This window comes from Desulfosediminicola sp., assembly GCF_048381775.1.
GTDB classification, from domain to species: Bacteria; Desulfobacterota; Desulfobulbia; order Desulfobulbales; family Desulfocapsaceae; genus Desulfopila; species Desulfopila ganghwensis.
In genome coordinates, this window is record NZ_JBLXGE010000005.1 from 1 (window position 1) to 14,215 (window position 14,215).

A 14,215-nucleotide genomic window follows, 5' to 3' on the forward strand; every position below is an offset into this window, starting at 1 on the left:
ATAGCAAATTATACCAATTTTTGCCAATATATTCAGTTGCTTTTCACCTATAAAACACGCTTAAACTAGCGCCATTCTGGTCTGACCCCGATACTTTCCTGATACTTTCTCAAGTCGCTCATCTATTGTAGGGTATACTGTATGGGCTGCATGAGTTAGACGCCAGACCAGCAGCACGCTGATTTCCTGGTGTGACGGGCACCGCGCCTTTCCATGGAACCAACACTTTACCATGGCGACCTTGCTAAACAGCAAGAGCCTTGCTTCATGATCCTCATCGCTGGTCATAGAATTTTTTTTGGTTACATCACAGAATATTGCCTACAAAATTCCCGAGAAGCCCAACAATCACTTGCAGTATTTCTTGGAAGCCGTCATACTTTTTGAAGAAATCTAAATTGCAAACGGTATTGACTGCAGAAAATAGGTGTTTGACCATGTTGAGAAAAATCTATTCAAAGCTCATTTCAAACAGGATTGGCCAAGTTCTGATGAGAAATAACACACCTCTCCCCTGAATTATTAAAAATATAAAAAAAGAAAATTTAAAAATTTAATTTTCGTGAAAGCGATGAGGTAGCTAAAATAGTGGACGGTGAGTCTGGCGGTCTGATTAAGTTTAATCTGGGATAAGTATAATTATACTTATTGCTCAAAATAAACATATATACTGGATGAATCTTCTGTAGGCTGAGGGGTAAAATTAAAAAGCTGTTGCAAGAAAAAAAATCAGATGATTTTGTATTAATGTCTCAACTGCAACCTTATGGGTAGTGAATGCGTAGATGAGTCCTTGGGTTAAACATAATTGTACTTATTTGGTCTATTGCTGACTTTCATGCATTGTATTGACGTGATTGATAATAACTAAGCAGAGAGGTCTAGGAAACTGTGAATAGCGCTAGTCAAATAAGCACTGTGTTGGATAAAGAAAAAGGTTCTGATGTTTATGGTTCAGTTTTTCTACAGGTTGAGGGGTATGTTAGTGATATAAAAAAATCTGTGAAGGGAATAGAATGTATTGATTCTGCTTGTTGTGTAAATGGTTTTATGGGTGAAGAAATATTTTCATTGTTGACGAGCAGGAAGTTCAGTTATATGACCCGGAGACATTCAGATTTATACAAAGATAAAACAATTCCATTAATTACACAGTATACTGATCAAGAAGAGCCTGTTAAGTTTTATTATGATTTTGGACCAGGGTACCATGCAAGCATTGATCCCCAAAACCATGAATTAAGTTTCGAGGTAGGATTGTCCGAAATCTTTGCAATTAGACAAATGTTAATGTTTTGTGAGAAGATTAAGCACGTATATAAGGCTGGAGCGAAATTTTTTATTATAATTGACAACTTATGTGCATACATTACAAATGATATCCCTCTGCAGTTGACGAATAATTATGTTATGCAGTTACGTGCTTTGATTGATGAGGTGAAAGCAAATGATTCGATTTCAGTATTAGTGGAATCCGAGCTTTTTTCATTAGGAGAGTATCTTTCTCTGTATCAAAAACAAAAAAATCGTTTGGTTAGCAAACAATTGTCTCAACTTGAGGTTGATAATGTTACCCGGTTTTTAGGCAGAGAATGTTGTATCAACGAAGCTACAAAAAGAGTGGCCCGTTACAAGAGGGCCGGGACCGTGACCGAACTTTTACTTTCGAAATTGGTAGATGGAGTTCGTCTCACACAAAGAGCAACAAGTGAGACATTGGCATTTCGTTCTTTCCCGGGGGGGGATCAGCGAATTCAGGTTGGTAGGATGGCTCTAACCATGAATCATAAAAGACGCATTGTTCCTCTTCTTGTTACATCAAGAAATTATAATAACTACAGATTGTCTGAATTGGTCCTTGACGGTATTCCTTCGCAAACAGTGATAACTGTTTTGTATGCTGCCCCTCTTTAGAGGTTGAACTGGATGTTTTTCTTATCATTGAAATAGTCATACAATCCCATGGCTAAAAATTTTCTTGTTTCATTGAGTTGATCACTTTCTCGGTAACCCGATGTGGCACCTATCGTCTTGTTGATATCCAAGAGTACCGGGTTCTCATCGTGCATCACATAGTCAATTTTCCCATAATCAAGGTTGTAGAACTCGCGCCACTTATGAATTATTGGGTGGGGTTCAACTTCCATGGTGTTGATACTGTTGTGGGCCTTTATGATCGCCTTATCAGATGACATCTTGGTACACTTAAATCTCTGACCTAAAACTTGAACGATGTGTAGATGGTATAAGTTATTATCATACTCAGGTAGAAACTTTTCTATCACAACGTCATTGTATGAAAACCATCTTTTAGGTATTTGTTTGAGAGAATCGTATACTGTATAATTTTTTGCTTGATCTACCGGAAACCATAGTTTTTCAAAACGTCTGACAACTTTCCGTAACTGACTTACTCCAGGGAGTTTTTCTCTGGCATCAGTTTGTTTTAACTTCTGTTCTGGTGATCCGTAAAAATTATAATTTGACTTGATGATCACTTTCCCTTTCCATGTGTCATTCGGGCCGAGCAAGTTGCTGCTAACATGAGATTTACAGATATTATTTAATTTCCCGTTGAGGGCTATAGGATATTTTCGAGCAAATTCAAGATACATATCTGGTACTATCGACAAATCAACATGAACTATAATGATATCCGCAGGCACGAACTCATTACAACCAATAAGATACTCAACCTCATGGCCATCATCCCTCCAGTATTTTGCTAAATGATGAATAACAAATTTGGCCGGTCTCTCTTGTTTCTCGTGAAACAAAATTACGATACGCTTTTTGCTCATTACTTGTCCTTCGTTCGTTTGAATATAGGTAAAGATGAATCCTTGGTTCTGATCTGACCTTCTGAGTTATGATTAATTAATGAAAAATGTGGTTAAGTGATCGCCTTTTTTCGAGTATCGATTAACAAATAGTGTTGGCCGGTACTGGGCTTTACTCAACAAATATAAGCCTATCTCACGGATGGTGTAAAAACAAGATCCTTCTCTTCACTCTCAGCGTTCGTGTGAGAACCATAAATCAGATTTGCCCTTTGGTTGCTAGAGCTGTCAGAATTTGTCAGCGTCTCTTGTTTGATAGGTAAGCGGGCGCATCATTCATTCCCGGCCCTTGTATTTGCAGTTCAAATTCACCTTCTTCACAATTGCGCAGTGCCGCAACGAGCAGTTCATCCCTTTGCCTGGCTTGACAAGGCCATCATCGATTCGATATGGCAGTCCCCACCGTTTTGGCTATCGAAATAACAGGCCAGAGTCACACAGGGAAGCGCAGCAGCAGAAAAACGAGGAATTTTTCCATGGCGGCATGGGGATGCAGCTGCTCAAGAAGTTCGAGCCCGTATAACAGGAGGAGGGTGAGTTCCAAACTATTCAAAAGCCCGCTGTTGAAAGAATGGGGGCTAAAACGCTACCGTAACGACATCTAAACACCGCGGTCCAATACCTCGACGGCAAAATTGAATCTCCCCCGATACCAGTAATTCTGTCGCCTGCAAAGAAATCGCAACTAGAATCGAGGGCAGACCACGATAAAAGCACTGATATATAGTAAAGGTGTAAAGCGGGTATGCCGATAATGCCAAAGCTGCAGGATTGTCTATATAATCGACATCGTATGATTTTTGCTGTGTGGTTCAGATTTCGGCTCCGATCTCTGGTAGCCACAAGTTGAGAGGGTGCAATCTCAAGATATTGAGGTTTCACCCTTGTTTTGTTGTCTCGGCTTGGAAATCGTGGTGTGTCCCGGGTTTCCGTATTCGATATATCTCAGCTGAGCATTGGTGTATAGGCTTTCAACTCTCTTAGGTTGCGCAGGAAATGATGCTGGCAGAGAGCTTCTAATGCCCGGCTACTGATATGGGGCTCGTTTTTGGTCATCATTTTTGCCGCTTAGGCAATCAAATGCTTTACCAGGAGAGGAATATCCTCTCTTCTATCACGCAAAGGAGGGACTTGGATCAGATGAGTGCTCAGGCGATAATACAGATCCATTCCAGATCCATTCGAAACTGTCCGTTCTTGCCGGAAAGTTTGCATAGATCCCGGTTGGTCGCCGTGATATGATCGTGATCAATTCGGGTCAGACCACGGATACTGGTATAATCTGATAATTCTTCATCACTGTTAAATGCACTGGTCTGTTTCCAGCGCCCGTTTTCTTGCACGACGACTATCGGATCAGTGACAGAACTGCCGTCAGTGCTTTTTATGTGAATTACCAGCGCTATGCCCTCTCTGTAAGGGAACTGGTCGACGACAGAAAACTGATCTTCAGGCGAAGTGTAATGTGCCTTTTGCCTTGTAATCGTTGGCGACTTTACAGGGGAACTGTCTGTGTTTTCCCGAAGCTATCTGGCAGATCGTTCAACTCGACCTTGACCTTTAGCACAAATTTTTCATAAGCATTTTGTTGAAATTGAGATAATGGTTAGCTTTTCAAATTATTGAAGCTAACTAAAATTTCCATTCACTTCGACACCATGCTCAGCAGAGGTCAGACCATGCGCTACCATCTTCTCCAGTATTTTGGTTGAAAATAGACTTTACCATGATTTACAGCCAAAGCCTTCGAGCCTGACACTGCCTGAACAGACGAAAAAAATCGGGTTAGCCTTGGGGAGTTGCAGGGTGAACCAGAAAAAGCCATTTGTCGAAAAAAGGGAGCCGATTTGACATATGGTATTCGGCATGTCAAATTGATCGCTAAAGAAAACCGGATTATTGGTAAGCGGCTTGTAACGATCTAATATGTTTTGAATAAAACCGCCAATGATGTACATTGTGCTTTGTTTTCAAATAGTTGTCGTTCACATGTGCCTTATATGTTTCCTATTAATCAATGACCGAGCCAGAGCTGCAAAATTTCCTGAATCGTTGTCTGCTTCTTGACATCGAAATAAACGAGAAGGGGAAGATCTATGCTCTTGGTGCAGTTTTTCGGGATGAGACCATTCAGGTTGAAGCTGGCCAGAAGATTGATAGTAATATTCTGGCTGGGTTAGACGGGCTCAGTAAAAGCGCCGACTTTGTCCTCGGTCATAACATTATCGCCCATGACATCCCCCAGCTGGCTGCCCTGTATCCGCAGTTAGCCCTCCTGAAAAAACAGCTGGTCGATACCCTCTATATCTCCCCGCTTGCCTACCCGGAAAACCCGTATCACAGGCTGGTTAAAGATTACCAGATTGTGCGCGACAGCGTGAATGATCCTGTGGCGGATGCCCGTTTGGCCGCACGAATTTTCAGGGAGCAGTGGCAGGTTCTCGGCGAGCAGATCAAGTCGGGTGCAGAGCGAACTGTTTTTTACAGGAACTTCCTTGAGCGTGATTCTAACCTCGTCGGCACGGCCAGGGCTTTGGCGGCGATGTCGATTCCCCGACTGGATGACTCTGATCTGCCAGACGCTTTTGCCTGGTTTGCAAAAAAATATGCGTGTTCCACCGCAGTAGAGCGGTTGCTGGAACAATTGCACGATGCCGATTTTTATGCCCCGCAACTTGCCTATGTTGTGGCCTGGCTTTCGGTGGCCGGTGGAAACTCTGTGCTGCCGCCCTGGGTTCGCCATCGGTTTCCTGAAATTTCCGCCATCCTTCATTCTCTGCGCGAGAGTTGCTGTGAGGACCCGGCCTGCAGCTATTGCCGGAAGCATCACAACCCTGGCCATTTCTTACAAACCTATTTCGGCTTTAAAGAGTTTCGGCCCACGCCTGCAACGAAAGACGGTAAAAGCCTGCAGGGTGAAATTGTTTCTGCCGCCGCCAGCAGCGCGACCCTGTTCGCTACACTTCCCACCGGTGGGGGAAAGTCGCTCTGTTATCTGCTGCCCGCGCTTATGCGTTATACGCGGCGCAATTTACTCACCATCGTGATATCGCCACTGCAGGCGTTGATGAAAGATCAGGTGGACAATTTTTCTGAAAGTACCGGCACCAAACTGGCCGCAGCACTCTATGGCATGCTTACCATGCCGGAGCGCAGCGAAGTGCTGGATTCTATCCGGCTCGGTGATATCGGCATTCTCTACGTTTCTCCAGAGCAATTACGTAACCGCTCCTTTGTTCAGACCATAAAGCAGCGCGAGATAGGTGCCTGGGTGTTTGACGAGGCGCACTGTATGTCTAAGTGGGGGCATGATTTCAGGCCCGATTATTTCTATGCTGTCCGTTTTATACGTGAATTGGCCGGCAAGACCAACTCCCAGATTCCACCGGTGCAGTGCTTTACTGCCACCGCCAAAAAAGATGTTCGGCAGGAGATCATAGACACTGTTCAGAGTGAGCTTGGGCTGCAGGTTTTGCAATATGAAGGGGGGCACGAACGGACCAACCTGAACTACGAAGTCTATAGCGTCGACAGCTATGGTAAGGGCCAGGTTATTATCGACTTGCTGCGCTCGCGCTACGAGGACGAGGGGAGTGTGGTCATCTACTGTGCAACCCGAAAAAACACAGAGACACTGGCCGCCGATCTGCAAAAGGTGGGGTATACCGTGGAGGCTTTTCATGCGGGGCTGGATGTGTCGCTCAAAAAGCGTATCCAGGAGCAGTTTATCACGGGCGAACTGCCTGTGATTTGCGCAACCAACGCCTTTGGCATGGGGATCGATAAAGACGATGTGAGGCTCGTCATCCATGCCGATATCCCCGGCTCGCTTGAGAATTATCTGCAGGAGGCGGGGCGGGCAGGGCGCGACAGAAAGGCCGCTGAGTGCATTCTCGTTTTTGATGAGCAGGACATCGAGGGGCAATTCAGGCTCGGCTCCATGTCACGACTCACCAGGCGCGAAATAGCCCAGATGCTGAGAGGGATACGGGCGGCTTCCAGGGGAGAGCAGCAGGTAATACTCACAGCAGGAGAATTGCTTCGCCGGGATGATGTGGATATCGACCCGGATAAACTGAACGATGCGGATTCCCGGGTTCGCACGGCGATAGCCTGGTTGGAGCGGGCGGGGTTCATAAAGCGAGATGAAAATGAAACCAGGGTGTTTCAGGGGAAGCCCCTGGTTAAAGATCTCGAAGAGGCAGCAGGCAAGATCGCGGGGCTCAATCTCTCAAAACGGCAGGAGCAACGCTGGCTCGATGTGTTGAGTGCTTTGATGGAATCCGGGAGTAACCGTGGTTTTTCTGCCGATGAACTGGCTGGTATGTCTTCGTTTGCCACGGCGGAAAACGATAACGTTTATGAAACTGAGACCCAGCGGGTATTAAGAACTCTGCACGACATGGCCGAGCAGGGAGTGCTTTCTAAAGAGACAACCCTCTCTGCTTATCTCAGGTATAAGGTGAAAAATGGTGCGCCACTGCATTTGCAGCGGTTATGTGAGCTGGAGCGACAATTTATCCGGCTTATGGAGGAAAACGCACCGGAAGTGGAGACGGAAACATTTCTGCAGCTTGATCTGCGCCAGATAAACCAGCAGCTTCTGGATTGCGGCAATGAAGATACAACCCCCCATGTATTGAAACTCATTCTGTACGGCCTCAGCCGGGATGGTAAGGGCCTGGCGGGGCAGGCGGGCAGCATCACCACCAAATCCCAGGCAAGTAATTGCTTCAGTATCTATCTGCACCGCGACTGGGATTCGCTGAAAAAGACCGTGGAAATACGCCAGCAGGCGTCGCAGGTGGCGCTCAGGAGTATAATGGAGGGGATAAACGACGGGGAAAAGCCAAATGGCAGTCTGCTGGTGGAGTTTACGTTGGAGCAGATAGTGGAGGCTTTTAAGAGGGATCTGTTGCTCTTTCCATTACTCAAAGATCCCCTGGCGGCAGCTGAGCGAACCCTGACCTTTATGCACGAACAGGGCGTGATTGACCTTCAGCATGGTCTGGCCATTTTCAACCAGGCCATGACTCTGCAGCTGCAATCGGAGGGAAAGGGGAGACGGTATACCAATCAGGATTTTTCTCCTTTGAAAACCCACTACACCGAGCGAAATTTTCAGATCCATGTGATGAATGAATACGCTCGTAAGGCTATGGAGAAAGTGAGCTCCGCCATGCGGTTGGTCTCTTCCTATTTCAATGATGATAAGGAAGAGTTTGTCATGCGCTATTTTCCCGGCCGGGAAAAAATGCTGGACAGGGCAACCAGCCAGCAGTCGTACCAGCGCATTGTTGATGATCTGAAGAACAAGGCACAGGCGGCCATAGTTTCGGCTCCCGCCGAGAAGAATATGCTGGTGCTGGCCGGTCCCGGAGCGGGCAAGACCAGGGTGGTCACCCATCGGGTTGCATATCTGTTGCGGGTAGAGCGGGTAAAGCCGCAAGCCATACTGGTGCTCTGTTTTAATCACTCGGCCGCCGTGGGGCTCAGGAAGAAGCTACGTGATCTTGTGGGTAATGAAATGGCCCATGTGACCACCCTGACCTACCATGGGCTCGCCTTGCGTTTGAGTGGACGTTCTCTTGCGACAGCCGGCAGAACAGGAAGCGGTGAAATTGATTTCGGTAAAATAATCCCGGAGGCGATAGCACTGCTCAAAGGGGAAACTGAGGCCCTGGGTTTTGAGAGTATTTCTGCAAGGGATGCGCTCATCGGCAGGTTCAGCCACATATTGGTGGATGAATATCAGGATATTGATGCTGGGCAATATGAGCTTGTATCGTTGCTGGCCGGGAGAACTCTTCAGGAAAATGAGCAGAAGATGACAATTCTGGCTGTTGGTGATGACGATCAGAATATTTACGGTTTTCGGGGAACGAACGTTGGCTTCATTCGCAGATTCGAGGAAGATTTCACCGCTGAGAAAAAGTACCTGATCGAGAACTATCGTTCTACGGCAAACATTATTAGTGCAGCGAATAGCCTGATCACCCATAGCAGTGACCGGATGAAGGGAGAGCATCCGATAAAGGTCAATTCGGCACGCCGTATGTTACCTGTGGGTGGCAACTACCAGATCAATGACCCCATTGCCCGGGGCAAGGTGCAGATTTTCGAGGTGGAAAATGCGGAAACACAGGCGCGGGCGGCTGTGGAAGAGATCAGGCGTTTGCAAAGCCTTGAAGGGCATTTCGATTTGAACAATTGCGCAGTGCTCGGTAGAAACTGGAAAGATCTTGCTCTTATCCGCAGTACTTTTGAGGCAGAAGGCATAGCGGTAAACTTTAATTGGGGAAGAAGCGGCAACAATGGTTTTCCCGGTTTATCGAGAATCCGCGAAAATGCAGTGTTTCTCGAACAGCTGAGGTTGCGACGAACAGAGTCTCTCAGGGCTACAGACCTGTTTGTGATGCTGCCCGATTGTTCAGAATCGGAGAATAACAACCTCTGGTTGAGCAATCTCCGCAGTTTGCTAACCGACTGGCAGGAAGAGACGGCGAATACGGGACAGCCGGTTTCGGTCATAGAAGATTATCTGTATGAAGCGCTTTCAGAGCAGGGGCGCTCCCGTAACCTCGGTAGCGGTGTTTTTCTTTCTACAGTTCACTCTGTCAAGGGGATGGAATTCGATCACGTCTTCATGCTCGGCAATGGCTGGCAGTTCAAGCAGGGGAATAATGAGGATGAGGAGCGCAGGCTCTATTATGTAGGGATGTCCAGGGCCCGGCAGACCCTGCAACTCTTTTCCCTGCCGGGAGGAGGAACGTCTTTTGCCGGCCAGGTACAGGGTGATTCAGTCATAAAACGGACAATTCCGGCAACAGATGGTATTAAATTGCCCGGCACAAGCTACCATCTCCTTGGCATGAGAGATCTTGACCTTGGCTTTGGCGGACGATTGAAAAGTAACCACCCGACATTAAACGCTCTCCCCGCTCTGAAGCCTGGCGATAGCCTTGGTATGGAGATTCGTAATGATCATGTCGAGATGGTCAACAGCGAGGGCGTTTCTGTTGCCCGTCTGTCCCGAAAAGCACGGGCCGAGTGGTCGAAATGGTTGAATGAAGTTCGTAGCGTTACGGTTGTGGCATTGGTCAAACGTTATAAGAGTGATGTGAAGGATGAAGAATATCTGAAGTATTGCTTATCCGATGTTTGGGAGGTTGTTGTTTGTGAGGTGCAGCGACAAGAGTCGGGCTGAATTTCCCTCGATGCCGCGATTTGAGTGAAAACGCAATAATCGGGAGACTTTTGCGGCTGGCTGAGGCAGAATCTGCATAAACAATCACGTGGAATTTCATCATGATTCTCTATGACCGAGTATACCGGCAAGTAGAGAAGAGTTTGGAATTCAGTTCCCTGTGCGGGACAGTCGGGTTATCAACATATTTTCTCAAGTTCCCCGATTAAGGAGAAATCTGTCGGGGTCAGCCTCCCGCTTGATGCAGGCTCTGGTCTGGCTGGGCTTCTTTGAGAGCGAAATAACGAAAAAGGACAGCCCCGATTTCTCATGAGCTTCCTTTTAAATTTGTTACAAGTCTTGGCCTGGAAACATGGGCATATCGGATAATCCAACTAGGGGCGAATCGGGCGACTGGTAGATGTGTAGGGGCTGATTCTGTTTCTTTGCTGGGTAGCAGATTCGCTGCATTTTGGGGGCCATGACTTTCTCGAATTTAGCAAATTTCACCATGAAGTCGAATAGATGTATTCAAAGCTTCCCGTTGCAGCACTTGTGCCACTGGATGCCTTGACCAGCGGTGTTCCCATGACGATAATCTGTGTATCGATTTGAAAAAATAGTGAAGCCATAAAAGATAAAGCCAAACCTGCCGCAAGGCAGGGACGGAAAGTCACGGGTCTTAAATGATAGCCGAACTGCCTTTGAGAAGGTGGTTCGGCTTTTTTTTATTGTCAGTTTGCTTGTTGCTGAAAGGGTATTGAGGTGGAACGACAACATTTCCGGTATGCCTTCGGCATTAAGTTGTGTGGAGATAGAGAGGGGGATGAGAATGCAGCTGCTTTATCAATGCTTGCCGGCGGGACAAGAGGCTGCTCCAGGAGCTTTGCCTTGCTACTTTATTCCCGCTCATTGACAACGTATCAGAATACAACTGGAGGACACCATGAAAACTTCAATTATAAGTGTCTGCATGTTTTTGGGGCTGCTTGGTGGCAGCGTAGCACTTGCAGATAACACAACTGAAATGATTGCCAGTGCAGAAAGCGCGGCTCCCCCTGTCGTTGCTGGGAATGCCACCATAAAGGCACCGGACGGTGCTGTTCTGCGCGAAGGTACAAACGGCTATACCTGTTATCCGCAACAAGAGACCATGGGGCCAATGTGTAATGACGCGGTTTGGGATGAGCTCATTGACGCGATGGTGAATAAACGGGATTTCCAGGCCAACAGCGTCGGCATTTCGTACATGCTGGCAGGTGAAGGCACTGCCCTCGGAGTAAGTAACAGCGACCCCTATCTGAGGGAGCCAAAAGAAGGCGATGACTGGGTAAAGGAGGGACCTCACCTGATGATTGTTGTTCCTGACCGTACCATGCTCGACGGTCTGTCAACGGACCCCAAAGACCCGGTCTACGTGATGTGGAAAGATACGCCATACGCACACATCATGGTCAAAATCGCACCTGAATAATGCGGGATTACAGGCATAGGCACTCGCTTGCAAGTGTCTATGCCCTAAAGGGCTGTGGTTTAAGTAGCGTAATCCGGGAGGGCAAACTGGATGGAAAAGTCTTCGGCTGTTACACGTAGGGGGAATTGCTGAGATACAAAGAAGTTAGCAACAGTGCATTATAATTGAAAGGTACCCTATTATTTTGGCTGATTGGTAAGAGTCGGTTCTCGTCACTTGACATGGGAGCGTCAACGTTGTCGCTGAGTTATTCTTTTACTCGTTGGAAAACCGCCTCATCTATCATTAGAAGTTCAGTACTAAAGACGAAGCTGAGAAAGCACTATCTGTTTACATCTGGGATGCACTACATGCGTAGTAGAAAGCGCTCGGCTAATGGCTCTAAATCTCAAGCCGAATTTGAGGCCAGTAGCGAGTTGCTACTGAAGGTGGCTTAACTTATCCTCCACATTATTGGGAAAGAGAATTAAATTCTATTCCCCTTGTGTGATAGGTATTATAAAGAGTAGTGGCTGGGATTATGTCGGACCAGGCCTTTCTGCGGAGTCCCGCTCCGCTCACTTACCTGTTCAACTGGTTGTTATCGGTTGAAAATTAATGCTTGCAGATAAACGAACGAAGATAGATATCGATATCAGACCCATGGCATCGCTTAATTTTCGTTCGATGCCTGAATTTGCGAAAAAATTTGCAATACCCTGAAAGACTCCTGGATCCGGTTCGAGCTGATATCTGCACAAATACTCAGAAGGAAATCAAGCCATGATTCTCTACGATCAGAGCATACCAGCCAGCATTGAAGAGTTCGGAGTTCAGATTCCTGTACGAGACAGTCGGGTCATAAAAACCTTTCAGGCCCTCTTGGACGATCCGCAGTTAAAGGCCAGGCAAGCCCACTGGCATGTCCCCAAAATTGCCGAACAGTTAAGGCGTGAAGATCTGTTGCGGGCCCACTCTGAGGAGTATGTGCAACGGTTGTACTCGGCCGGGCTTGAGCAGGAGATTATCTCTACCTTCGAGTTGATTGATGAAGAGGGTAAATATAACCGTTATGACCCGGATTCGGCGATAAGGCCGCTGACCGATCTTTTTGACCGACTGCTGAAAAAAGCTGCGGGGTCGGTTCAGGCTGCGCGTCTGGCATTGCAGCATGGGTTCTGTTTTTCTTTCACTGGTGGTGCTCACCACGCCCAGCACAACTATGGCAATGGCTTTTGCTTACTCAATGACATTATTATCGCCTGCCGCAAGTTGCAGGCCGAAGGGCTGGTGCGGCAGGTCTGGGTAATCGATGTCGATGCTCACAAAGGCGATGGTACCGCTGCCCTTGCCGAGCATGATTCTTCAATTCGCACCCTGAGCATACACATGGCAAAAGGCTGGCCGCTGGATGGGCCGGAGAAACTCGCAGACGGTAGCCTTAACCCCTCTTTTATCCGAAGTGATATCGACATACCAATCGAAAGCGGCGAGGAAAGCCTTTATCTGGACAGGCTACGCATGGGTTTAGATACTCTGGAGGAAGTAGGCCGGGCCGATCTGGCCATTGTCGTCTGCGGGGCCGATCCGTATGAGGGCGACGAACTGCCCTCTGCGGCACTGTTGAAGCTCAGTCTGGAACAGATGTTCGAACGCGACAGACTGTTATATGATTGGCTTGCCGCGCGAGACATACCGGCGGCTTTTTTGATGGCAGGAGGGTACGGCGATAAGGTGTGGCGGGTCTACAGCCAGTTTTTGTTATGGGTACTGCATAAGCGTTTTGTTGCTGCATGAGTGGCTAAGTGTTGAACGTTGAATAGATAGTATGGAGCTGTTGAGGTGTTGACTCAGCAGGTCAATCTTTTGCGGGTTATGAACATCTGGTACTGGGCAGAATGGTAACTAGCAATGAAGGAAAGGAATCTCTCAGCAGTTATAGACCTGAGAGGGCCCCGGGAGACTTCGAATAATAGACATTTCAGTCTCTCTGAGTATTCTAATAACATAAGATTGAAGCGAATGAGAATGTTCTCATCTTGTTGCTCAGGCAGGAGATGGTCAATCTCCCGCCCAGTAAAACACGCAAATGAAAGATAACGTCACTTAACAACTATGGAGGCTTCCGATGAGCGCGAATTTGAAAAAGCTTTTGATTGTTTTAACAATTGCTTTGTTTTCAATGATTGTGACTGCTTGCAAGGACAGCACTGAAGAACCTGCCGAGTCCGCTGTTGGAGAAGCGGTTGAAGAAACTGGCGAGGCCATGCAGGATGCAGGTGAAACTGTGATTGAGAAGACCCAGGAGGCAGGCGAGGCAGTGCAGGAAAAAGCTGAGGAAGCCGGTCAGGCGATGCAGGATGCCGGTACCGCCACCCAGGAAGCTGCTGAAGAGGCGGCCATGAAGACTGGGGAAGCCATGGAAGAGATGGCTGATCAGAGTGCAGATGCTATGGAATCGGCGGGGGATGCAGCCAGTGATGCTATGCAACCAGCCGATGAAAAAGTCGACGAGACCATGGAGTCTGCTGAAGGCGCGATGGAATCGGACCAGAAGACCGAGTGATTCGTGACTTTTCATATCCTTATTACGCACCATTTCCCTGATTTGCCTGGCGCCGGGGCCTGTAAGTTGTGGGCAATTTCTCCTGATAACCCGGCGTTGTCGGATTAAAAATAATGCTCGCAGATACACCAAGGAAATGAACCTGCGCTAATAGGGATATTAGGGGGCTC

At 47.3% G+C, this 14,215-nt stretch carries 7 protein-coding genes and 1 riboswitch; of the genes, 5 read left to right on the forward strand and 2 right to left on the reverse strand.

The genetic code is table 11. The features are described 5' to 3' along the window. Nucleotides 1-891: 891 nt before the first annotated feature. Nucleotides 892-1,914 carry an L-tyrosine/L-tryptophan isonitrile synthase family protein gene (locus ACN5NT_RS09445; protein ID WP_419175261.1) on the forward strand — a complete coding sequence of 341 codons (1,023 nt, stop codon included), beginning with the start codon at nucleotides 892-894 and terminating at the stop codon, nucleotides 1,912-1,914. Here the strand turns inward: ACN5NT_RS09445 and ACN5NT_RS09450 are convergent. Beyond that, nucleotides 1,911-2,801 carry a hypothetical protein gene (locus tag ACN5NT_RS09450; RefSeq protein WP_136799992.1) on the reverse strand — a complete coding sequence of 297 codons (891 nt, stop codon included), beginning with the start codon at nucleotides 2,799-2,801 and terminating at the stop codon, nucleotides 1,911-1,913. The two genes, ACN5NT_RS09445 and ACN5NT_RS09450, sit on opposite strands and share 4 nt — an antisense overlap. 1,187 nt (nucleotides 2,802-3,988) lie before the next feature. Further along, a complete protein-coding gene (locus tag ACN5NT_RS09455; RefSeq protein ID WP_419175262.1) occupies nucleotides 3,989-4,183 on the reverse strand; it encodes a hypothetical protein in 195 nt (64 codons plus the stop codon). 674 nt (nucleotides 4,184-4,857) lie between these two features. On the opposite strand from ACN5NT_RS09455, the gene ACN5NT_RS09460 reads away from it, so the two are divergent. The 4 genes from ACN5NT_RS09460 to ACN5NT_RS09475 all read left to right on the forward strand — a co-directional run bounded on the left by ACN5NT_RS09460 (nucleotide 4,858) and on the right by ACN5NT_RS09475 (nucleotide 14,045). Then, nucleotides 4,858-10,047, forward strand: a complete 5,190-nt coding sequence (locus ACN5NT_RS09460) for a RecQ family ATP-dependent DNA helicase (protein ID WP_419175263.1) — start codon at nucleotides 4,858-4,860, stop codon at nucleotides 10,045-10,047. Nucleotides 10,048-10,658: 611 nt separating this feature from the next. Continuing rightward, nucleotides 10,659-10,732, forward strand: a riboswitch (cyclic di-GMP riboswitch). 240 nt (nucleotides 10,733-10,972) lie between these two features. After that, nucleotides 10,973-11,500, forward strand: coding sequence for a hypothetical protein (locus ACN5NT_RS09465; RefSeq protein WP_419175264.1), 528 nt, complete (start codon nucleotides 10,973-10,975; stop codon nucleotides 11,498-11,500). A gap of 762 nt (nucleotides 11,501-12,262) precedes the next feature. Beyond that, entirely contained in the window at nucleotides 12,263-13,276 is a 1,014-nt protein-coding gene (locus tag ACN5NT_RS09470) for a histone deacetylase (protein ID WP_419175265.1), read from the forward strand. Between the two features lie 331 nt (nucleotides 13,277-13,607). Beyond that, nucleotides 13,608-14,045: a hypothetical protein gene (locus ACN5NT_RS09475; RefSeq protein WP_419175266.1), complete on the forward strand. Its 438-nt coding sequence runs from the start codon at nucleotides 13,608-13,610 to the stop codon at nucleotides 14,043-14,045. The last annotated feature ends 170 nt before the right edge of the window (nucleotides 14,046-14,215 follow it).